This is a genomic window from Brevibacterium daeguense (genome assembly GCF_021729135.1).
Classification (GTDB): domain Bacteria; phylum Actinomycetota; class Actinomycetes; order Actinomycetales; family Brevibacteriaceae; genus Brevibacterium; species Brevibacterium daeguense.
The window spans coordinates 1-21001 of sequence record NZ_JAJTWW010000028.1 but is presented as its reverse complement, the minus strand read 5'-3'; the positions used below and the strand labels follow the sequence as shown (position 1 = coordinate 21001).

Sequence of the window (21001 nt, the reverse complement as noted above, 5' to 3'; positions counted from 1 at the left end):
GTCGAGGCGGGAAGATGGGCACACCTCATCGGTGGCCTGGTCCACCCGTCGTACAGTGGAATCGGCAAGGTCTCTTGCGTCTCACTCGCCGCTATCGGGAGGACCACCGACATGACCACTGCAGACAGAACCGACCGGACCATCGCCGTCATCGGAACGGGCGTCATCGGCGCCAGCTGGACCGCGTACTACCTGGCACAGGGCTTCACCGTCAGCGCATCGGATCCGGCAGACGGAGCCGAGGATCGACTCCATAGCTGGGTCGAGGACTTCTGGCCCACCCTGGAGACCATCGGCCTGGCCCAGGGGGCCAGCTCGAACAATCTCCGGTTCACCGCCTCGGCGGCGGAGGCGGTCCGAGGGGCGGAGTTCATCCAGGAGAACGGACCGGAGCGCGTGGAGATCAAGCAGTCCATCCTGGCCGAGATCGAATCCGGCGCCAGCGCCGAGGCGATCATCGCGACCTCCTCGTCCGGACTCCTCATCACCGACATCCAGCAGGGAATGCAGCACCCCGAGCGCATGGTCCTCGGGCACCCGTTCAACCCGCCGCACCTGATCCCGCTGGTCGAAGTCCTCGGGGGCGAGCAGACCTCCCCCGAGGCAGTGGAGCGGACCCTGGCGTTCTACGCCGAGATCGGCAAGCGGCCCATCCGCATCAACAAGGAGGTGCCCGGTCACGTGGCGAACCGCCTGCAGGTGGCCCTGTGGACCGAGATGTTCCATCTGGTCTCCAGCGGAGTGGCCAGCGTCGAGGACATCGACACCGCGGTCGCCTACGGCCCGGGCCTGCGCTGGGCCCTGCTCGGGCCCTTCCTCAACCTGCACGCCTCCGGCGGCGACGGCGGCATCACCCATGTCCTCGAGCACATCGGCCCGGCGCAGCGCGAGTGGGCCCGCACCCTGGGCACCTACCCGGAGACCGACGACTACATTCCCGTGATGGCCGAAGGCGTGGACCGCGAGCTCGAGGGCTACGACTGGCCGCAGACCCTGGATCAGCGCGACCAGCTCCTCATCGACCTCATCCTCGCCAAGCAGGCCACACCCCACATCCCCTGATCCGGGCCCGGGCGGAACCGCGGGGCCCTGTGCTGCAGGCCCTCCGACGGTCCTTGAGCCAATAGGTCCTGGGCGCTCTGAGCTGCAGGTTCTGGGCGCAGCGCATTCCGGACCGTCACCGACCCTTCAGAAAGGCCGGCGACGCAGCGAGGCGAAGATGTGAAACATCTGCGGATTCGTGGAACTGTGCAGGGGTCATAAGGGGTCCCCCTGTAGAGTTCGGAGCCCGAGGGGAGTACTCCGACGCGGTCGGCTCGTCATTACGGATGCAGGTTCGCATCCCGGGTCGCTGGTCCTCGATTTCGAGGCTGGAGAAGACCTTGGCGTAGATCAACCACGCCAACCGGAGGTCCCCGTGAACATCTCCCTGCTCGTATGGGTCATCACCATCGCGGTCACGATCGCGTTCTTCGTCTTCGAGTTCTTCGCACATGTGCGCAAGCCGCACGAGCCGACACTCGGGGAATCCGCGCGGTGGTCGGCGTTCTACATCGGGCTCGCGCTGCTGTTCGGCGTGGGCATCGGCGTGACGTCGGGCTGGAGATACGGCGGCGAGTACTTCGCGGGCTATCTCACCGAGAAGGCGCTGTCGGTCGACAACATCTTCGTCTTCCTCATCATCATGACCGGGTTCGCGGTGCCGAAGATCTATCAGCAGAAGGTGCTGATGATCGGAATCGTGATCGCGCTGATCCTGCGCGGTGTTTTCATCGCGGTCGGTGCCGCGCTGATCGCGAACTTCTCCTGGATCTTCTACATCTTCGGCGCGCTGCTGCTCTTTCTGGCCTACCGCCAGGCCTTCGCGCACGACGACTCGAATCCAGCCTCCGGCAGGTTCATGCGCTTCGTCCGTCGTCACCTTCCCGTCAACGACGAGTACAGCGGGGACCGGCTGACGGTAGTGAAGGACGGCCGCCGTTACGTGACGCCGATGCTGCTGGTCATCATCGCGATTGGATTCGTCGACCTTGTCTTCGCGGTCGACTCGATTCCCGCGATCTACGGACTGACCGAAGAGGCTTACATCGTCTTCACCGCGAACGCGTTCGCGCTGATGGGCCTTCGCCAGCTGTACTTCCTCATCGGCGGACTGCTGGAGCGACTGGTCTATCTGGCGCAGGGCCTTGCCGTGATCCTCGCCTTCATCGGGGTGAAGCTCGTCCTGCACGCCATGCATGTGAACGAGCTGCCCTTCATCAACGGCGGTGAGCCGATGCTCTGGGCGCCGGAGATCCCGATCTGGTTCTCGCTGCTGTTCATCGCCGCCACGATCACCGTCGCCACGGTCGCCAGCCTGGTCAAGTCCCGCGGTGCTCGCACCACGCAGCACGGCGACCTGTCCAGCACGCGGGAGGACGTCGCGTGAGGCGCTGGCACCTTGCGCGCTCAGGGGCTTCTTCACGCGCGGCAAGCGGGGCATCGGCCTGCTGAGGACGATCAGAGCCACCGGTGCGGTCTTCCAATGACACGGAGACAGGACAGTCACTACCGGATCGTGCCGTCAGGTCACTGCGATGCCGGCAATCGCGAGCACCAGGAGCAATATGCCCGACGTGATCACCAGGCTGGGATGGCGTCCCTTCCCCGGTTCCAGGCTGGGCCAGCGCCACACGAGAACGGCGGCGGCCGTAACCGCGAGAACTGCGTAGACCAGCCATACCGGGAAGGGATCGACAGCCCGCAGCAGAGCGGCTGGGAGCACCACGCCCAACAGTGCGGTCCCGGCGATGACACCCAGCACGTGCGTCAGAGCCCGCTGACGCGTGGGTGTGTGCCGCGCGAGGTGCCAGATACCCCAGATCTCCCAGCCGAGGACGCCGAGAGCGAGCAGCGCGGTCACGGTCATCACGACGGCGTCGCTCACGTTGACGCCCCTTCGTCCAGCAGGGTTTCCACGAGGTCGCCCTGGAGCATCAGCAGCTGTGCTCCTGTCGGCGCCGAGTTGACGATGTAGGCCAGGCCGCGCCTCGTCCGGGGGCAGTAGCCCACGAAGGAGTGGTGGGAGCCCGTGAGTCCGCTGTGGAAGATCAGGTCTTCCCCTCCTGGAGTAGTTGCGAGAACCCAGGTGATGGCGATCTGTGCGTCGGGCATCCATGGCGGGATGGGTGAGGGGGCCACCGGCTCAAGTCCGCCTGCCCCCGGCTGGCGACCATCCCGAGTCAGGCGCATCCAGGTGGCGAGGTTCGCGCTGGTTGACCACATGCCCCCGCCCGGAGCCAGTCCGTTGAGGGTCCACGGCTCGGCAGGACGCCCGCCGAGCAGACCCTTGTCCCACCCCGTGGGCAGGCCGGCCCGATTCACCGGAAGGTGTGTGTCCGTCAGGGACAGCGGCTTGAGTATTCGCTGGGTGAGCAGCTCCTGGTAGGTGGTTCCGGCGCGGTGGGCCAGCAGATGGGCCAACAGTGCAATGCCTGCGGTGGAGTAGGAGTACTCTCCCCTGCCCGTCAGGTGTTGGCCGAGCACGTCGGACATCGTTTCCGCCGCGTCCTGCCGGGCGCCGTCGGCGTGGAGCAAACCGAACCAGATGTTGCGGCTACTGGTCTGGCGTGCCGTGAAGTCCGGCAAGCCTGAGGTGTGCGATGCGAGTTCCCGCAAAGTCACGTGCGCCAGCTCCGTCTCGTTCACGTCGATGATTTCACTGACGGTCGTGTCCAGGGCGACCTCGCCCGTTGCGACCATATGCATCAAGACAGCCCCGCAGAAGGTCTTGGACACCGAGCCGATTTCGAACGGGGTCCGCTCGTCGGCGCCGATGCCTGCGTACCTCGTGGTCTCGCCATCGATGTAAGCCAGCGCGACCCGATTGAGCCCGCGCAGGTGTGGCTCCGCCTGAGCCAGCAGTGCGGCGTCGCCGCTGCGGCCAGGCGCTCTGCGCACGGGACGGGGCCCGACCAATGCCAGCAGCCCCGCCACTCCCGCGCCCGCCCCCGCGGTCAGCAAGGCCCTTCGAGGGATCTGACTCGGAAAAGATGGCCCCCGGTCCTGCATCACTTCAAGCTCCTTCTCGGCGAACAGTTCCCCGACCGCGAACTCTCAGCGCTCCAGCAGCCACCGCGCCACGTCGGCGTGCCGCTGATCCAGGCCCTCGCCGGTGTACCGGCCCTGCTCACGGTCACCGACGATCCGGCCGTCGACCATGTACAGCACCCGGTTGGTGCGGGCGGCGACCCCGGCATCGTGCGTGACCAGCATGATGGTGGTGCCTTCCGCGCTGAGCTCGCCGAGGATGTCCATGATCTCGGAGGCCGCGGTGGAGTCGAGTGCTCCGGTCGGCTCGTCGCCGAACAGGATTCTCGGCCGGTTGATCAGAGCGCGGCAGATCCCGACACGCTGCAGCTGCCCGCCGGATGCCTCGGAGACGTCCCGGTGCGCCAGCTCGGCGACACCGGTGCGCTCCATCAGTCCCATCGCCCGTTCGTTGATCGTCTCCCGCGGCTCGAGCCCGGCCAGGTACGCCGGCAGCACCACGTTGTCCAGCAGGCACAGGTTCTTCAGGAGGTGGACGTGCTGGAAGATGAACCCCATGGTGGTCAGCCGCAGCCTGGCCAATTGCTTCTGGCTCAGCTCGGCTAGGTGCTGTCCGGCGAAGGAGACATCGCCGGAGGTCATCGTGTCCATGCCGCTGATGTTGTAGAGCAGGGTCGACTTGCCGGATCCGGAGGGGCCCATCACGGAGATGAACTCGCCGTCGTGGACCTGGAGGTCCACCCCGTGCAGCACGGAGTGGCCGGCGAAGGCCTTGGTCAGGGCCTGGGCGTCGAGGATGGTGCCGGTGGTCGTGGTAGCGGTGGTCATCACAGCCCTCTATTCGGTGGTGAGTGTCGAGATGCTGGTGGCGGAGATCGATCGGGAGCTGGCGACGGCCGCCGCGGCGACAGCGCCGATCAGCGCCGCCGGAAGGGCCACGTAGGCCAGCAGCGGGTTCACGGCGAAGTCGATGCGGCTGGTCCCCTGGCCAAGAGTCTCGAACCCGCCGAACATCGCCTCGAACATGAGATTGAACAGCCCCTCGCCGAGGGTGTTCGCGGCCAGAGTCCCGACGATCACGCCACCGACCAGGACCAGCAGGATCCGGGTGAGGTACTGGCCGCGAAGCCCAGAATCGTCGGCTCCGATGGCGCGCTGGACTGCAATCGGACCCGCGTCGCGGGCGAGGAGCATCCGGGTGAACAGGGCCGTCATGAGCATCGCCAGGGCGACCGCCACGATCGCCGAGGCCCCGGCCGTGATCGCGATCTGACCGGCGATCGGGCCGAGCGTCTGGATCCGCCATTGCTCGATATCGGCGACCTTGGCGGGGGCGAGTCGGTCCGTGTACTCCGCAGCCTTGTCGGTGGGGTCGGCTCCGGGGGCCAGCTCGACGCCGATCATGTACCACATCACGTCGTCCGCGTCCGTGGTCAGGGACGCTTTGGCGGTCTTGCCGCCGTTGGTGATGTCCTGATAGCTGCCGACGATGCTCAGGTCACGGGTCTGCCCGCCGACCTCGACCGGGAGGGTGTCGCCGACCTGGCGCCCGGCCTGGTTCAGCGCCAGCAGCGACAATGCGATCTCAGAGCTGTCCGTCGGCGCTCGGCCCTCCGCGTACAGCGGAGGCAGCAGGGCGTGATCGCCGTTCTCGACGTACAGGCTGATGGTGTTGCCGTCCTTGTCGACGGTGTCGTTCCGGGTGGTCACCATCGGCGTGATCGTGGCCGCATCCGGATCTGCGCTGAGTCGGTCCAGAGCTCGGGCGAACTGGTCCGCCGAGGTGTCGTCGGTATAGCGGAGGTCGATGCGCAGGTCCACGGCGCCGGTGCCCATGTAGTTGATGAACTCGAGTGCGTTGGCGGTGGTGGCGGAGTTGACCGGCACGATCATGATGAACGTGCTGATCACGAAGACGAGGAACAGCAGCAGGTAGGTCGTCAGGCGGCCGACCACGTCCATGATCCCGAGCCGAAGGTGCACCGGCATCCGGGACCGGTGCAGCCGCAGGCGTGAGGCGCTGGACTGCCGCCCGGTCGCGCCTGCGCTGAGTGCAGTCACCGCGCTGACCTTGTCGAGCCGACGCAGCAGCACCACGACGAACAGCACCAGCATCGCGAAGACCACCAGCGCCGCCAGGATCGGGATGAGCCAGTTCCCCACGCTCGGGGCCGAACCCATGTAGCGGGTGATGCTCCGGGTCAGCAGCGGGGTCAGCGCCCACCCGCCCAGCAGACCCAGCACCGAGGCGAGGCCTGCGAGCAGGGCGTACTTGGTCAGATAGATCCTCTTCACGTCGCGCGGGGCGACGCCGATCGCCTTGAGCACCCCGATCTCGCGGTAATCCTGCTCGGCGGCGGTGAGGAAGGAGAACCGGAGGCACAGCAGCCCCACTCCCAGCAGCAGGACTGCAACCAGGATCACGACCGCGGCAACCAGTCCGTCCCCGATCATGGTGAACATCCGGAAGGCCGCCGAGTCGACCAGCTGACCGGCCTGCGGCAGGTCCGAGTCCTGGTAGGCCTTCTCGAACTCCCCGGTCTGCGCGTCCGGATCGGCAAGCCAGAACGAGATCAGGTGCTCCACCGAGCCCGTGTGTGCGCGCACCTCCTCCAGGTCTGCGGCTGACACCGCGAGCCGCTTGGAGCTGGTGATGGCCGGGTTCATGATCGAGTCGCGGGCGAAACCCGCGATGGTGAATTCCTTCTCGAAGCCGTCCTCGGCGGTGATCCGGACCGTGCCACCCACCTCCAGGCCGGCCTCCACCTGGTAGATCACCGGGAGGACGATCGTGCCCGGCGCGACGTCGGTGATCGGCTGGTTGTCCAGGTCCAGCAGCAGATCGCGCTCCGTGTTGGGCACCACCAGGGCGTTCTGCTGGATGTTCGTGGTCTGCGGCACGTCGTCGAAGAACAGGTTCGCCCCGTCGATGCCGAGCATCAGCATCGTCTGCTGGGCCACGACGTCGGGTCGCTCGCCTGCCCAGCGGTCCACCGCCGACTGGTCATAGTCCCCGGCATGGAGCTGGACCACGTGCGGCGCGTCGGCCTGGGTCATCAGATTGCCCGCCGCGCCGGTGAGACGGACCAGCGTCCCGGCGCTCGCAACGGCCAGCAGGACCGAGAGCATCATCAGCACGACCAGCAGCACGGTGACACTGCGGTTGGCGTCGAAGTCCCGGGCGACCATGCGACGGTAGAGATCGCCGCCCTGGCGACGACGACCGGCGGGGACGGGTCCGGCTTCGGGTGATCCGGTCGTGGCGTCGAGGGCATTGGGGGAGCGGACGGAATCCGTTCTCGGCGTGATGCCCTTGGCCATCGGATTCACCTTCCTTCGGTTATCCCCAAGCTACCCCAAGCCAGTCCTCGGAGCGGGACCGTGACAGCCGGAGATGACCGTCACGGAATGGCCCCCGAATTCACCTCCGCTCTAGCGGATATCCAGGTCGACCAGCGAAGGTGGAGTCATGACCCAGACACCCAGCCCGACCTCGGACGAGGCGGTCGCCTTCCCGAATCCCCATGCCGGTGATCCGGAGGCGGCGCTGCAGGCCCTCGACACCTCCGACCAGGGCCTCAGCTCCGACGAGGCCGCCCGGCGGCTCGACAGGCACGGGCCCAACGCCCTCCCCGCGGGCAAGCAGGAATCGGCGCTGACGCGCCTGCTGCGACAGTTCCGGGATCCGATGATCTACGTTCTGCTGGGTGCGGCCGTCTTCACCGCCGTGCTCGGGGAGGTCGTCGACACGATCGTCATCCTCGCCGTGGTAATCGTCAACGCGGTCATCGGCTACGTGCAGGAGGGCAAGGCCGCCAACGCACTCGAGGGCATCCGCTCGATGCTCTCCCTCAACGCCCAGGTGAAGCGCGACGACGGCTGGACCACCGTGCCCGCCGAGGACCTCGTGCCCGGCGACATCGTCCGGCTGAACGCCGGGGACAAGGTGCCCGCCGACGTCCGCCTGCTCGATGAGACCAACCTCACCGCCGAGGAGGCGGCGCTGACCGGCGAATCGGTGCCGGTGGAGAAGGACCCGGCCGCCGTCGAGGCGGATGCCGGGATCGGAGACCGCAGCAGCATGGCGTTCTCCGGGACCACCGTCGCCTCCGGCTCCGGCAAGGGCGTGGTCGTCGGCACCGGCCTGCAGACGGAGATCGGCCACATCACCCGCATGCTCGGCGAGGTCGAATCCCTCGAGACCCCGCTGACCCGGCAGATGACCTCGTTCAGCAAGAAGCTGTCCCTGGTGGTCGTCGTCGCCGCGATCCTGATGTTCGGGATCGGCTGGCTCCTCTACGAGTACTCGCTGGGCGAGCTGACACTGTCGGCGATCGGGTTCGCGGTGGCCGCGATCCCGGAGGGGCTGCCGGCGGTGCTGACCATCACCCTGGCCCTGGGCGTGCAGAAGATGGCCCAGCACAACTCGATCACCCGCCGGATGAACTCGGTGGAGACGCTCGGCTCGGTGACCGTCATCTGCTCGGACAAGACCGGCACCCTCACCCGCAACGAGATGACCGTCCGCGCGGTGGTCACCCCGGCCGGCGACTACGAGGTCACCGGCACCGGCTATGCCCCGGAGGGCGAGATCCTGCTCGCCGGCAGGCCCACCGCCATCGACGAGCACACCGACCTCCGGATGCTCGCCGAGGTGGCGGCGCGGACCAACGAGTCGACCGTCGCCCAGCAGGACGGCGAGTGGGTGCTCTCCGGCGAGCCCACCGACGGGGGCCTGCGCACCTTCGCGCTCAAGGCCGGCATCGAGGGCCATGACGAATCCCGCGTCGCCGTGGTCCCCTTCGACTCGAAGTACAAGTACATGGCCACGCTGGACCGGACGGCCGACGGCCTGGTCCTCCACCTCAAGGGCGCACCCGACCGCCTGCTCGACCGCTGCGCCTACCAAGGGGCGGACCTCGACAGCAGCGAGGCGCTCGACCGCGAGCGCTGGGAGCGGACGATCGACGAGCTCAGCGGGCGCGGACTGCGGGTGCTCGCCGCCGCGGCCCGCCGGGCCGACCAGACGATCCTCGACGAGAGGACCGACGACGACGAGCGCGAAAGCCTGATCACGCCCGAGGACGTCGACGCCGGCGGGTTCGTCTTCCTGGGCCTGTACGGAATCATCGACCCGCCTCGGGCCGAGGCGATCGACGCGATCCGCGAATGCCACGACGCCGGCATCCGCGTCATCATGATCACCGGCGACCATGCCGGCACGGCGACCGCGATCGGGCGGGAGATGAACATCGCCGGCGACGGCGCAGCCGTGGTCGGCGCGGAGCTGGAGGAGGCCTCCGACGATGACATGCGCCGGATCGCCGCCGAGCACACGATCTTCGCCCGCACCAGCCCGGAGCACAAGCTGCGCCTGGTCACGGCCCTCCAGGAGGAGGGACAGGTCGTCGCCATGACGGGCGACGGGGTCAACGACGCCCCCGCGCTCAAGCGCGCCGACATCGGCGTGGCGATGGGGATCAAGGGCACCGAGGCGACCAAGGAGGCCGCCGACGTCGTCCTGGCCGACGACAACTTCGCCACCATCGCCCGCGCCGTCGGGATGGGGCGCACCATCTACGACAATCTGCGCAAGGCGATCGTCTACATCCTGCCCACCAACGGCGCGCAGGGCCTGGTGATCCTGGTGTCCGTGCTGCTGGGCTTCACGCTGCCGCTGACCCCGGTGCAGGTGCTGTGGGTCAACACCATCACCGCCGTCACCCTGGCGCTGGCGCTGGCGTTCGAACCGGCCGAACCGGACATCATGCAGCGCCCGCCGCGCAGCCCCGGCGAATCCATCCTGCCGCTGGCCGGCGTCATCCGGATCATCTACGTCTCCCTGCTGCTGGGAGCGGTCACCATCGGCGTGTTCCTGGTGGGCCAGGGCGCCGGCGTCCCCACCGAGATCTCGCGCACCACCGCGGTCAACACCCTGGTCGTCGGCCAGATCTTCTACCTGCTGGCCTCCCGCTTCACCCGCACCTCCAGCTTCCGGAAGGAGCTGTTCACGACGAATCCGATCTCGTGGATCTGCATCGCCGTGATGCTGGTGCTGCAGCTGGGATTCGTGTACCTGCCGTTCATGCAGGTCGCGTTCGCCTCGGGCTCGGTCAACCTCGCCGGATGGCTGGTGCCGATCGCCGCCGGCGTGCTGGTGTTCCTCGTGGTCGAGATCGACAAGGCGCTGCGGCGGCGTCAGGGCAGGTGATCCATCGCCTCGCAGGGACTGGCACCCGGCTGGGCGCGGTGGATGTCCATCGCGAGCCGGCCGATGAGGGCGACCAGCGTTCCCGCCTCCGACTCATCGATCCCTGACAGCAGCTCGGACTCGGCCGCTGCTACCCGCTCCTCGTACTGCTCCAGCAGCGCGCGCCCCTCGTCGGTGGCGACGATCTTGCGAGCCCGGCGATCGGTGGGAGCCGGGATCCGCTCGACCACCCCGGCCCTGACCAGGCTGTCGAGCAGGTAGGTGAGCACGGTCCGATCGATGACCAGGTGAGCCCCCAGCGCCTGCTGATTGGGCGGGTCCCGATGCACGACGGCAGACAGCACCTGGAAGCCGCGGACACCGGACGGCATGCCCTGAACGGCGTCCTCGAACCGCGACTGGTAGCCGCGCAGGACCATGCCCAGGTTCCAGCCCAGCTCCCCGGGAAGAGTGGGGGCGGAACGGGATTCGGTCGCTCTGCTGAGGTCGGTCATAGCGTCCATGATAAACGTCACTGCTCGGTTGAGAAGATCATCTGCGGACAATATAGTCTGTTGTACAGCATATTATTGATTGCGGTGGTGCTGGAGTCCGCGAACTCCTCCCTCACTCGGACGACTCAAGGAGCACACCACGTGAATTCCTCTGCCTCTGAACTGCGCGGCGCGTCTCCACGCCGCGAGGCCTCTCCACGCCGTGAGGCCTCCGACCTGCGCACCATCGGGATCCTCGGCGCCGGCCGGGTGGGCACCGCCGTGGCCCGCCAGGCGCTGAAGGCCGGTTTCGAGGTCAGGATCGCGACGGCCAAACCCGTCGAGGAGATCGCGATGATCGTCGAGATCGTCACTGCCGGTGCCGTCGCTGTCGATGCGCCCGATGCCGCCGCCGCAGATCTTGTCGTCGTCGCGGTTCCGCTGCACAAGTACCGGACCCTCGATCCGGAGCTGCTGGCAGGAAGGACAGTCATCGACGTCATGAACTACTGGTCGCCCATCGACGGTGAGATCGCCGATTTCGAGGACGACCCGCGCACCAGCAGCGAGGTCGTCCAGGATTTCCTGCGCGGGGCCGCCCTCGTCAAGACGCTCAACCACATCGGCTATCACGACCTCGAGGAGGACGGCCGCGCCCCCGGCACCCCGGACCGCCGCGCTCTGGCCCTGGCCGGCGACCACCCCGAGGCCAAGGAGCTGGTCGCCGAGTTCATCGACCAGCTGGGCTACGACCCGGTCGACGCCGGACCCCTTGCCGCCGGGCGCGCCTTCCAGCCCGGGACCGAGATCTTCAACGGCTCCCACACGGCCGCACAGCTCCGGGCCCTGCTCAGCACGGCCTCCCAGCCGTCCCACGCCTGACCCCCGACCACTCGTGACCCCTGGAGACACCATGGAAATCGGCGCCTACAGCTTCGGCGACACCCAGTTCGACAGCTCTGGAGAGCAGACCGACACCGCCGGAGCGGTCCGCAACCTGTACGAGGCCATCGTGCATGCCGATGCAGCGGGCCTGGACTACTTCGGCGTCGGCGAGCACCACACGGCGAGCATGCCCGCCTCCTCGCCGGGGGCGATGATCGCCGCCGCGGCCGCGGCCACGAAGCAGATCACCCTCGGCAGCGCCGCCAGCATCATCAGCACCGACGATCCGGTGCGCGTCTACCAGCAGTTCGCCACCGCCGACGCGATCGCCGGCGGCGGCCGGATCGAGATCACCGCCGGCCGCGGATCCTCGGTGGAGACGTTTCCCCTGTTCGGCTACGACTTGGCCGACTACGACGAGCTCTACGCCAACAAGCTCAACCTGCTGATGACCATCAACAGCAGCGCCGATGCGGTCGTCACGTGGCGAGGAGCCCGGCGCCCGGACATCCCGGGCCTCGCGGTCGTGCCGCGGCCGGCCGCCGGACGGCTGCCGATCTGGCTGGCCACCGGCGGCAATGCCGGCTCCTCAGCACGGGCCGGGCAACTGGGACTGCCGGTCTCCTACGGAATCATCGGCGGGGCGCCCCACCGCTTCGCCCCGCTGGCCGAGCTGTACCGCCGCTCTGCCGCCGCGGCCGGACACACCGGTGATGGCATCAAGGTCTCCGTGGCCGCGCTCGGGCTGGTCGCTCCCACCAAGCAGGAGGCCCTCGACCGGTTCTACCCGGGTTGGCACAACCTCAACGTGGAGATGGGCCGACTGCGCGGGTGGCCCGCGCCCGACAAGAGCGCCTTCCTGGCCCAGGCCGAGGCGCCGGGCGCCTACTACGTCGGCGACCCCGACGAGGTCGCCGAGCGGATCGTCCACCTGCACGGGTACATGGGTCACATGCGCCACTTCCTGCAGATGGACATCGGCGGCCTGCCCCACGAGCACCTCCTCGAGTCGCTCACCCTGCTGGCCACCGAGGTCAAGCCGCGCGTGGAGCGCCTGCTGGCCCGCGAGAGGTAGGCCTGCTTCCCGCGAGAGGCAGGCCTGGCCCGCGAGAGGCAGGCCTGGCCCGCGAGAGCTAGAGCTGCGCGCCGGTACCGTTGGTCGCGGAGGTGGAGATGACCACGGAGCAGTCCACGCCTCGGCGGCGCACGCGGGAGCAAGCACCCGACCGGAACCAACCCCGGACGGGCGACGCGCGCAGCCCTGCGCAGCCCGCCGCCATCCAGGTGCGAGGGGCGCGGGTGCACAACCTCAAGGACATCGACGTCGACATCCCCCTGAATCAGCTCGTCGCGATCGCCGGCGTGTCCGGCTCCGGGAAATCCTCCCTGGCGATGGGCGTGCTCTACGCCGAGGGCTCGCGCCGCTACATCGAGGCCCTGTCCACCTATACCCGCCGCCGGATGGGGCAGGCGGCCCGCGCGGACGTCGACCGCGTGACCCACGTGCCGGCCGCGCTCGCGCTGCGCCAGCGCCCCGGAGTGCCGGGCGTGCGGTCGACGTTCGGCACCTCGACGGAACTCCTCAACGTCATCCGGCTGATCTTCTCCCGCCTGGCCTCGCACGTCTGCCCCAACGGCCACCGGAATCCGCCCTCCTTCGCGGTCGCCGCCGAGGAGCCGCTCGTCTGCGAGGTCTGCGGCGTGGAGTTCGAGGCCCTCGGAGCCGAGGCGCTCGCCTTCAACTCCGCCGGCGCCTGCCCCACCTGCGAGGGCACCGGCTCCGTCCGCGAGGTCGACGACGACTCCCTCATCCGCGACCCCGACATGACGATCGACGACGGCGCCGTGATCCCGTGGCAGATGTTCGGGTTCAACGTCCAGCCGCAGATCGCCCGCGAGTTCGGCGTGCGCACCGACGTCCCCTGGCGCGAGCTCACCGACCGGGAGCGGGACATCGTCCTGGACGGCCCGGAGGAGAAGAAGCACATCACCGTCACGACGACGAAGGGGATCCACGACCTCGACTTCACCTTCCGCAACGCCCGCCTGACCGTGACGAAGGAGCTCGAGCGCGCCACCGAGGGCAAGCGCCTGGCCCGGGTCAGCCGCTTCCTCGACATCCGCCCCTGCCCCGACTGCGGAGGCACCCGCCTGTCCCCCGCCGCGCGTGCACCGCGGATCGGCGAGCAGAACCTCGCCGACATCACCGCACTGCCGCTCGAAGACGTCGTCGACTGGGCGCGCACGCTTCCCGGGGCCGTCCCCGGCCCCATGCGGTCGATGGCCGACAGCCTCACCGACGCGCTCCTCGGGATGGGCCGCCGACTGCTGGAGCTGGGGCTGGGCTACCTCGCCCTCGACCGGGCCGGCTCCACACTGTCCACCGGCGAGCGCCAGCGCGTGCAGCTCGCCCGCGCCGTCCGGAATGAGACCACCGGCGTCCTCTACGTCCTCGACGAGCCCTCGATCGGGCTGCACCCGTCCAACCTGCGCGGACTCACCGGCGTCATCGACGACCTGCTCGCCGAGGGCAACTCCGTCGTCATCGTCGACCACGACGTCCAGGTGCTGCGCGCGGCCGACCACCTCATCGAGATCGGGCCCGCCTCCGGGCGCCAGGGCGGCGAGGTGGTCGCCCAGGGCACCGTCGCCCAGGTCGAAGGCGATCCCGCCTCCCGCATCGGCGGATTCCTCGCGGGCCGGGAGGAGGTCGTCGTGCGGGACCGGGCGGGCGCCTCGGCGACGTTCGAGCACGGACGCATCCGCCTGCGGACACGGCCCGTGCACACCGTCCACGCCCTCGACGTCGAGATTCCGCGGGGGCGGATCACCGCGATCACGGGGGTGTCCGGCTCCGGGAAGACGACGCTCGTGCTGGAGAGCCTGGTGCCGGCGCTGGCCGCCGAGGCGGGGGACCGGCTGCCGGCCCACGTCGCCGAGGTGGACCGGGCCGGGGTGGAACGGGTCAACGTCGTCGACGCGACGCCGATCGGGATCAACGTGCGCTCGACCGTGGCGACCTACTCGGGCGTGCTCGACGATCTGCGCAGGGAGTTCGCGCGCCTGGACTCCGCGCGGGCGGCCGGGCTCACGGCCGGCGACTTCTCCTACAACACGGGCTCGCTGAAGTGCCCGCGGTGCGAGGGGACGGGTGAGATCTCGCTGGACATCCAGTTCCTGCCCGACGTCGACATCGTCTGCCCCGTCTGCGAGGGCGGGCGCTACGGCCCGGAGGCGGCCGCGCACCGGCGCCCGTCAGCGACCGGGGAAGGCGAGCTGAGCCTACCGGAGCTCCTCGCGCTGACGGTCGCCGAGGCGATCGAGCACGTTGGCGACGTGGCGCGCGTGCGGACGCGGATGCAGCGGCTGATCAACGTAGGGCTGGGTTACCTGACGCTCGGCGAGGCGACGCCTGCGCTGTCCGGTGGCGAGGCGCAGCGGCTCAAGCTCGTGTCCGAGCTCGACCGCAAGCAGAACCGGACGCTGTTCGTGTTCGACGAGCCCACGGTCGGCCTGCACCCGCTGGACGTGCGGGTGCTGATCGGCGTGCTGCAGCGGCTGGTGGACCAGGGTGGCACCGTGGTCGTCATCGAACACGACCTCGACATGATCGCCAACGCCGACCACATCATCGACATGGGCCCGGGCGGCGGCGAGGACGGCGGGCGCATCATCGCGACCGGCACTCCCGAGGCGGTCGCCGGGGATCCGAGCAGCGTGACGGGAAAGTTCCTGCGGACGGGGTGACGGGCGGATCGCGGCGGAGGTATGACGGAGCGGATTGCGGCGGATCGTGAGAGGCCCGCAGCGTCCCGGGTCGATCAATCCAGCCGGAACCGTCGCTGCACCTCGGCGATCCAGCGCTCGAGCATCTCCTCGCCATGCTCGGCGAGCTCGGGACCGAGGTGACCGAACACCTCCGCGCTGATCATGCCCACCAACGCGGTCCAGGCCGCGAGCGCCTCGGCCATGAGCTCCGGATCCGCGTGAACGCCGACCTCTGCGCCGCCGGAGACGAGCTCAGCCCGGAACTCGGGGCTGACGGGCGGCGCCTCGGCGAGTCTGCCCGCGGACAGCACCGCCGCGAAGCGCCCCATGACCCTCACCCCCGGGGCTGTGGTCTGCTCGGCAGGGGCAGAGTAGCCGGGCACGGGCGTGCCGTAGATCAGGCCCCATTTCGCGGGATTGGCGCAGGCCCATGTGCGCGTGGTCCGGGCGATCGCCGCCAGCTCGGCGCCGGGTCCGCCCACCCCGCACGCCCCTGCCCTGGCGTCGACGGCCGCAGCGTCATCTGCGGCGGCGCCGTCGTCATCCGCGGCGGCGCCGTCGTCAACCGCGGCGTCCGCAGGCACGGCGTGGTCAGCCGCAGCGTCCTCAAGTACAGCGTCGTCTGCCGCCTGCAGGACCGCCTCGGCGAGCTCGGTGAAGGCGTCGACGAGCAGCATCGTGAGCAGTTCGTCGCGATTGGCGACGTGCCGATAGATCGCCGAGGAGGCGACCCCGAGTTCGCGGGCGATCTCCCTGACCGAAAGGGCGGCAGCACCCCGCTCGGCCAGCTGCTTGCTCCCGGCGGTGAGGATGCCGCGGCGCATCTGCTCGCGCGCCTGGGCATGGGTGCGACGGGGCCTGGTCATGGCGGCCAGTCTGCCAGCCGGAGGGCGACCTGGCAATTCTGCGAGCAGTGCTCTTGAAATTCCCTTCGCGACGCCGTACCGTCAGGAGCACACAGAGAGTACTGCTCACCATTTTGGGAGAAGCCTTGAAATACCTCATCACCGGCGCCGGCCAGATCGGCACCCAGCTCGCCGCCGACCTCGTCGCGGCTGGCCACACCGTCACAGTCCTCCGGCGCTCAGCAGTCCCGGTGCCCGGGACGACAACCGTGAGCGGTGACGCTGCCGACATCGGGCTGCTGCGCAGGGCGGCCGAGGGCGCCGCGGCCGTGTTCCACTGCATCCACAGCACCTACGATGCTCGGGCGTGGCGACGCGACCTGCCTCACCGCGAACGCGCAGTGATGGACCTCGCCGCCGAGCTCGGCATCCCGGTCGTCTTCCCCGAGAGCGTCTACGCCTACGGCACCGGCGCCCGCCGCCTCACCGAGACCGCACCATTCGCCCCGGTCTCACCTCTCGGTGAAGTCCGCAGAGAGCTGCTCGAGGCGCGGGCCGCACACCCGGCGCGCACGCTGTCCGTCGTCGCGGCGGACCTCGTCGGCCCGACCGCCAACGGGCAGACCGCGGCCTTCCACCTGCTGATCCTCGAACCCGCCAGCCGCGGGCGGAGCGTGTGGGCGATGGGCGATCCGGACGCCCCGCGCACCTACACCTACATCCCGGACCTCACCGCGGCGATGGCCTACAGCGCAGCTCATGCCGAGGCGCTCGCACCGGACGGTGATGCCGTGCTCACCGTCCCCGCCGAGGCGCCGTTGACTCAACGTCAGATGGCTCAGGACGCCGCCGCATTCGCCGGTCACGGCCCGGTGCGGGTCCGCCGGATTCCCACCGCCGCCTTCCATCTGGCGGGCGTGGTCTCCCCGATGATGCGCGAACTGGCGAATCAGTCGTACCTCTGGTCGCATCCGAGCGTTCTGCAGCCCGGTCGGCTCATGGTCGACCAGGGGCTCAGGCCCACGGCGTGGGACTCGGCTTTGAGGAAGTCGCTGGCAGGTGCGGCGGCGGCATCACCGGTGAGCCCCGCCTCGTGACCTCCCCGCCATCTTGCACCGGCCGGGCCCCTCGGCGAAAGTGGTCGTGCGCGCGCACTCGCTGTGAGTGCGGGTGAGAAGGCTCTTCAAGGAGGCGACATGACAGATTCACGTGCCCTGCACCGGTATCGCCGGCGCACAGCCGCGGTCCTGGTCACCCTCGTGCTGCCGTTCACCACCGCGGCCGCGTGCGGCGGGGTGGGGATGGACGAAGAACAGCAGGAGCAGGAGCAGGAGCAGGATGGCGGCGGTCAGGACCAGGGCGACGACGAGGACGAAGGCAATGGTGGCGGGGATGACGAGGGCGATGACGGGGGCGAAGAGGACGACTGAGGGGCACGTCAGGGTTCGGTGAACACGAGCCCCTCGGGGATCTGCTCCGGCTCGGAGCACAGCAGCTCCTGGTCGTAATGCCCTACGGGCACGGTAACGAAGTCGGGGTTGTCCGACGGAGCGCCGTGGACGACTCCCACGCAGAACTGCCACTGCGAGGCCCTGGTGATCCCGTCGCGGCTCCACTCGCCGGACGGGTACGGCGGCGCCCAGGCGCTCACCGGCGACGCCACTGTCACCTGATGTCGCATCGTCCCCCCCGGTGCGATCAGGGTCCCGGCGACCAACGGAGTCCCCGGGGCGTCCCCCTGTCCGGAGGGCTGGAAGTAGCGCTGCGCCACCTGGACGACGCCGTCCTCGGTGCTCACGAGCACGGTATCACCGCTGACGTCGCTCGGCGTCAGCGAAGCCCGAGCCTCGGCGGGGAGCTGATTCAGGGCGACGACCGCCTCGGTCCCGGTGTTGTGCACGTCATAGGTGACACGAAGTGTGGAGGTCCCCGGGTCGAATGACGAGCTGAAGTGTGCGCTGATGTCGCGGGGGGCCTGGGAGTTGCTGGGCTCGCTCGCTGTCGGGTTCACGGTCGGGTCGACCTCCTGGGGTGAGGCGGGGCTGCAGCCGGCAGTGGCGAGGATCGCAACGGCCGCCGCTGCCATGACGCGGCGGGTGAGCCCCGCACGCGCCGACGAACTGCGCACGGCCTGCGCGTTCGCCTGCGCGCGGCGGGGATTCTTCGCCCTCAGAGTGTTCCGCATCTCCGGCCGCGCGCTCAGTACTGGGTCCTGCGGTCCAGGCCGAGCTCGTCGCGGATCCCGTTCTCGGTGTAGTCGTAGTCCCAGCCGGACTCCTCGTCCTGCGTGGGGTCCTCGGTGCCGTCCGGACCATTGCCGAGGAAGCCGCCGCCCGTGTAATCCCAGGGCAGTCCCACATTCTGCCGTTCGAGGTTCTTCGTCTCCGCCTTGCCGTCGCCGTCCTGGTCGTATTTGCCGTCGGGCACGCTTCCGGAGCTGTACTGATTGACGTGGCCGAACTCGTGGTAGAAGACGACGAACGGCGGCGTCGTGTTCTGGTCCCAGTCGCTCGGGTCCGGATCGATGAAGGTGATCCGCGGGTTGTAGTTGATGACGTACTCCCGGCCGCCGACCCCGCGGTTCTGGTAGCCGCCGGTCGAGTTCTGGTCGTCCCAGGTGGCATCGCCGTCGGCGAATCCCTCGTGGAACTCGCCGGTGTACTCGCGGATCACGAAGGTGTCGCGGCCGTTCCAGTCGATCAGAGGAAAGCCGTCGGAGTCGTCGAGGTTCTGGTCGACGTTCGCCATCTGCTGCTGACCGGCGGGCGAGGAGCGCATGTGCTCGAGATCCGACTGCACGCGGGCGATGAACTCGGGCGAGCCCTCGATGACGATGTCCTGCCCCAGGTCCGGGTTGTACTCGACGATCACGTGGTTGGCGCCGGTGACCGCATCGTCCTTCCCGCTGTAGGCGGTGTTGGCTCCCGCGCCACCGTCGATCGAGTCGGTACCGTGACCGCCGTACAGGACGTCGTCGCCGTCCCCGCCGTAGACGGCATCGTCGTCGCGGCCGCCCTGCAACTGGTCGGCGCCGCTCCCGCCGAAGAGGTGGTCGTTGCCGGAGCCGCCGTCCAGGTAGTCCCGGCCTTCGCCGCCCCACAGGAAGTCGCGTCCGTCGGTACCGTACATGTAGTCGTGTCCGGTGCCGCCGTGGAGGCGGTCGTCGCCTGCGCCAGCGTCGACATAGTCGTCGCCCGAGCCGCCGAAGATGTGGTCGGCGCCGGCACCGGATTCGATGTAGTCGTTGCCGGCACCACCGAAAGTCTGCGCGGCCTGGTCGGTCCCCCGGGTGTTGATGGTGTCCGCTCCGGTCCCCCCGAAGACCCGGATCGACAGGTCGGTGCCGGGCGGGACGTCGAGCCGGTCGTTGCCGCCGCCGGTATTGACGACGAGGTCCGTGCCGGCGGGGAAGCGGTGGATCTCCGGCTCGACGGTCTCGTCGATCGACTCCACGTGGACGGTGTACGGATCGCCGTCGGAATTCGTCTTCTCGTGCGGCTCCGAGCGGAGCTGGTAGATGGTGAGAACGAGCTCGCCGGTCTCCGGGTCGGTGGTGATCCGGTAGTACTCGCCGGCGTTCGTGCCGGCGACGGCATACCGGCCGTCGCCCAGGTCGATGATCACCGGGACGGCCGAGGTGCCGTAATCCGGGTGCTTCCACTTGGGCGCGCCGGTCAGTGCGATGGCGCTCCACTGATTCGCATCACCGTCCGTGAGCGCGGCAACGGACTTCAGCGCGCCGGCGGCGGCGGACACCGCGTCGTCAGCCTCATCCGTGATCGGGCGGGCGTCGGCGACCAGACCGTCGATCGCGGCGATGGTCGCAGCGTCCGTCTCGCCCTCCGGCGGATCCGGGTACGTGAACGTCACCGCGCCGGAGCCGCGGGCGACACTCACACCGGCAGGCACCCGGGAGAGCAGGGCGTCGAGCCGACCCTGGGCCGTGGAGATGGCGGTCTCCGCGTTCTCGAGAGCGGTGATCGCCGCGGAGCAGTGCTCGACGCCGCGGTTCAGGGCATCCGCGAGCATGGGGGCGTAGGCGAAGAAGCTCTCGGCATGGGAGTCGTCCCAGCCGTGCTGGGTGCTGGTGACCTTCGAGGTGACGCTGCTGCCCACCGATGCGAACGCCTCGCGCGCGGCCCGCCATTTCCGGAGGTGGTCGATGATCGTCCCGGCCGTCGCCTCGAGGTCCCAGACGTCGGATCTGCTCACTGACGGCATGTCACTCCCCGTAGGCTTCCTTGACCTGCGCCGCGGCCAGGATCACGTATTCGGAGTCGATGGCGAGGACGTCGGCGAGGGTGGCACCGAACGTCGCGACGGCGGCATTGGCACCGTCGGCGGAGGCGGCGAGGCGCCCGGCGCTCGGCAGGGTGCCCGCGGCATCCGCGCCGAGGGCGCCGGCCGAGGCGAGCCCCGTGGATGCGGGGTCGAGCTGCGTGGCACAGGTGGCGAGGTCGTTGCCCATCGATGCCACTGCGGGGATGTCCATGTGAACGTTGTCGCCCATGGGTGCTGCCTCCGGGGATGAGGGGAATGAGGACGCTCTCGATGATATGGCAGATGCACGGGGCTCAACCGGCCGAGGCGGTTGCAGATCTGACACCGGGCGTCGCCGTTCCGCACCCGATCGTGCCCGCACCGCTGGTCGCCTTCATTCCGTCCGGTCCAGGCCTCCTCGACGGAATTGCGGGTCACTGCGCAGCGGCAGGAAGGTGGAAGCCGGTCCCGCGCCCGCCGAAACTACGTAGCCGCGGCGGTCGCGGGACGAGGGCCGATCAGATGTCGGC

The 21001-nt window shown here is 69.1% G+C and carries 17 protein-coding genes; 8 read left to right on the top strand and 9 right to left on the bottom strand.

Translation table 11 applies throughout. The features are described 5' to 3' along the window. Nucleotides 1–111: 111 nt before the first annotated feature. Together LXN01_RS15620 and LXN01_RS15615 are read left to right on the top strand one after the other, a co-directional pair. Nucleotides 112–1062, top strand: coding sequence for a 3-hydroxyacyl-CoA dehydrogenase NAD-binding domain-containing protein (locus LXN01_RS15620; RefSeq protein WP_236866705.1), 951 nt, complete (start codon nt 112–114; stop codon nt 1060–1062). 355 nt (nt 1063–1417) lie between these two features. Further along, nucleotides 1418–2428, top strand: a complete 1011-nt coding sequence (locus LXN01_RS15615; RefSeq protein ID WP_236866703.1) for a TerC family protein — start codon at nt 1418–1420, stop codon at nt 2426–2428. Between the two features lie 135 nt (nt 2429–2563). On the opposite strand, the gene LXN01_RS15610 is transcribed toward LXN01_RS15615, so the two are convergent. The 4 genes from LXN01_RS15610 to LXN01_RS15595 all read right to left on the bottom strand — a co-directional run bounded on the left by LXN01_RS15610 (nt 2564) and on the right by LXN01_RS15595 (nt 7350). Further along, nucleotides 2564–2926 (bottom strand): hypothetical protein, encoded by a 363-nt coding sequence (locus tag LXN01_RS15610; protein WP_236866701.1) that lies wholly within the window; start codon nt 2924–2926, stop codon nt 2564–2566. Beyond that, the gene (locus LXN01_RS15605; protein ID WP_236866699.1) at nt 2923–3939 is read right to left on the bottom strand and encodes a serine hydrolase domain-containing protein; all 1017 of its coding nucleotides are present in this window, start codon (nt 3937–3939) and stop codon (nt 2923–2925) included. Before LXN01_RS15605 ends, LXN01_RS15610 begins: the two co-directional genes overlap by 4 nt. A gap of 156 nt (nt 3940–4095) precedes the next feature. Continuing rightward, nucleotides 4096–4857: an ABC transporter ATP-binding protein gene (locus LXN01_RS15600; protein ID WP_236866698.1), complete on the bottom strand. Its 762-nt coding sequence runs from the start codon at nt 4855–4857 to the stop codon at nt 4096–4098. A gap of 9 nt (nt 4858–4866) precedes the next feature. Continuing rightward, nucleotides 4867–7350: an ABC transporter permease gene (locus LXN01_RS15595; RefSeq protein WP_236866696.1), complete on the bottom strand. Its 2484-nt coding sequence runs from the start codon at nt 7348–7350 to the stop codon at nt 4867–4869. Nucleotides 7351–7498: 148 nt separating this feature from the next. Here LXN01_RS15595 and LXN01_RS15590 point away from each other — a divergent pair, with 148 nt between their 5' ends. Beyond that, entirely contained in the window at nt 7499–10240 is a 2742-nt protein-coding gene (locus tag LXN01_RS15590; protein ID WP_236866694.1) for a cation-transporting P-type ATPase, read from the top strand. Here the strand turns inward: LXN01_RS15590 and LXN01_RS15585 are convergent. Continuing rightward, nucleotides 10228–10734, bottom strand: coding sequence for a MarR family winged helix-turn-helix transcriptional regulator (locus LXN01_RS15585; protein WP_236866693.1), 507 nt, complete (start codon nt 10732–10734; stop codon nt 10228–10230). The two genes, LXN01_RS15590 and LXN01_RS15585, sit on opposite strands and share 13 nt — an antisense overlap. Before the next feature lie 141 nt (nt 10735–10875). Here LXN01_RS15585 and LXN01_RS15580 point away from each other — a divergent pair, with 141 nt between their 5' ends. The 3 genes from LXN01_RS15580 (at nt 10876) to LXN01_RS15570 (ending at nt 15345) form a co-directional block, all read left to right on the top strand. Next, nucleotides 10876–11595 (top strand): NADPH-dependent F420 reductase, encoded by a 720-nt coding sequence (locus LXN01_RS15580; RefSeq protein ID WP_236866691.1) that lies wholly within the window; start codon nt 10876–10878, stop codon nt 11593–11595. Between the two features lie 31 nt (nt 11596–11626). Continuing rightward, the gene (locus LXN01_RS15575) at nt 11627–12673 is read left to right on the top strand and encodes an LLM class flavin-dependent oxidoreductase (RefSeq protein WP_236866689.1); all 1047 of its coding nucleotides are present in this window, start codon (nt 11627–11629) and stop codon (nt 12671–12673) included. Between the two features lie 98 nt (nt 12674–12771). After that, complete coding sequence (locus LXN01_RS15570) at nt 12772–15345, top strand: excinuclease ABC subunit UvrA (protein ID WP_236866687.1); 2574 nt, start codon at nt 12772–12774, stop codon at nt 15343–15345. A gap of 74 nt (nt 15346–15419) precedes the next feature. Here LXN01_RS15570 and LXN01_RS15565 read toward each other — a convergent pair whose 3' ends face one another. Continuing rightward, nucleotides 15420–16232 (bottom strand): TetR/AcrR family transcriptional regulator, encoded by an 813-nt coding sequence (locus LXN01_RS15565; RefSeq protein WP_236866685.1) that lies wholly within the window; start codon nt 16230–16232, stop codon nt 15420–15422. A 125-nt stretch (nt 16233–16357) separates the two neighbouring features. On the opposite strand from LXN01_RS15565, the gene LXN01_RS15560 reads away from it, so the two are divergent. Both LXN01_RS15560 and LXN01_RS15555 read left to right on the top strand, forming a co-directional pair. Next, a complete protein-coding gene (locus LXN01_RS15560; protein WP_236866683.1) occupies nt 16358–17308 on the top strand; it encodes an NAD-dependent epimerase/dehydratase family protein in 951 nt (316 codons plus the stop codon). A 99-nt stretch (nt 17309–17407) separates the two neighbouring features. Beyond that, nucleotides 17408–17641, top strand: coding sequence for a hypothetical protein (locus tag LXN01_RS15555; RefSeq protein ID WP_236866681.1), 234 nt, complete (start codon nt 17408–17410; stop codon nt 17639–17641). 8 nt (nt 17642–17649) lie between these two features. On the opposite strand, the gene LXN01_RS15550 is transcribed toward LXN01_RS15555, so the two are convergent. From LXN01_RS15550 to LXN01_RS15540, 3 genes are read right to left on the bottom strand one after another with little or no spacing between them, the layout of a single operon-like run. Further along, on the bottom strand, nt 17650–18396 hold the full coding sequence (locus tag LXN01_RS15550) for a hypothetical protein (RefSeq protein ID WP_236866679.1): 747 nt from the start codon (nt 18394–18396) through the stop codon (nt 17650–17652). A gap of 14 nt (nt 18397–18410) precedes the next feature. Beyond that, on the bottom strand, nt 18411–20432 hold the full coding sequence (locus tag LXN01_RS15545) for a M91 family zinc metallopeptidase (protein ID WP_236866677.1): 2022 nt from the start codon (nt 20430–20432) through the stop codon (nt 18411–18413). A gap of 1 nt (nt 20433) precedes the next feature. Next, nucleotides 20434–20721 (bottom strand): hypothetical protein, encoded by a 288-nt coding sequence (locus LXN01_RS15540; protein ID WP_236866675.1) that lies wholly within the window; start codon nt 20719–20721, stop codon nt 20434–20436. Nucleotides 20722–21001: the final 280 nt, after the last annotated feature.

What these genes read in the sequence shown, in the direction of transcription:
- LXN01_RS15620 (WP_236866705.1), top strand. Translation starts at nt 112, where the DNA reads ATGACCACTGCAGACAGAACCGACCGGACCATCGCCGTCATCGGAACG.
- LXN01_RS15600 (WP_236866698.1), bottom strand. Translation starts at nt 4,857, where the DNA reads ATGACCACCGCTACCACGACCACCGGCACCATCCTCGACGCCCAGGCC.
- LXN01_RS15595 (WP_236866696.1), bottom strand. Translation starts at nt 7,350, where the DNA reads ATGGCCAAGGGCATCACGCCGAGAACGGATTCCGTCCGCTCCCCCAAT.
- LXN01_RS15590 (WP_236866694.1), top strand. Translation starts at nt 7,499, where the DNA reads ATGACCCAGACACCCAGCCCGACCTCGGACGAGGCGGTCGCCTTCCCG.
- LXN01_RS15585 (WP_236866693.1), bottom strand. Translation starts at nt 10,734, where the DNA reads ATGACCGACCTCAGCAGAGCGACCGAATCCCGTTCCGCCCCCACTCTT.
- LXN01_RS15575 (WP_236866689.1), top strand. Translation starts at nt 11,627, where the DNA reads ATGGAAATCGGCGCCTACAGCTTCGGCGACACCCAGTTCGACAGCTCT.
- LXN01_RS15570 (WP_236866687.1), top strand. Translation starts at nt 12,772, where the DNA reads ATGACCACGGAGCAGTCCACGCCTCGGCGGCGCACGCGGGAGCAAGCA.
- LXN01_RS15565 (WP_236866685.1), bottom strand. Translation starts at nt 16,232, where the DNA reads ATGACCAGGCCCCGTCGCACCCATGCCCAGGCGCGCGAGCAGATGCGC.
- LXN01_RS15555 (WP_236866681.1), top strand. Translation starts at nt 17,408, where the DNA reads ATGACAGATTCACGTGCCCTGCACCGGTATCGCCGGCGCACAGCCGCG.
- LXN01_RS15550 (WP_236866679.1), bottom strand. Translation starts at nt 18,396, where the DNA reads ATGCGGAACACTCTGAGGGCGAAGAATCCCCGCCGCGCGCAGGCGAAC.
- LXN01_RS15545 (WP_236866677.1), bottom strand. Translation starts at nt 20,432, where the DNA reads ATGCCGTCAGTGAGCAGATCCGACGTCTGGGACCTCGAGGCGACGGCC.
- LXN01_RS15540 (WP_236866675.1), bottom strand. Translation starts at nt 20,721, where the DNA reads ATGGGCGACAACGTTCACATGGACATCCCCGCAGTGGCATCGATGGGC.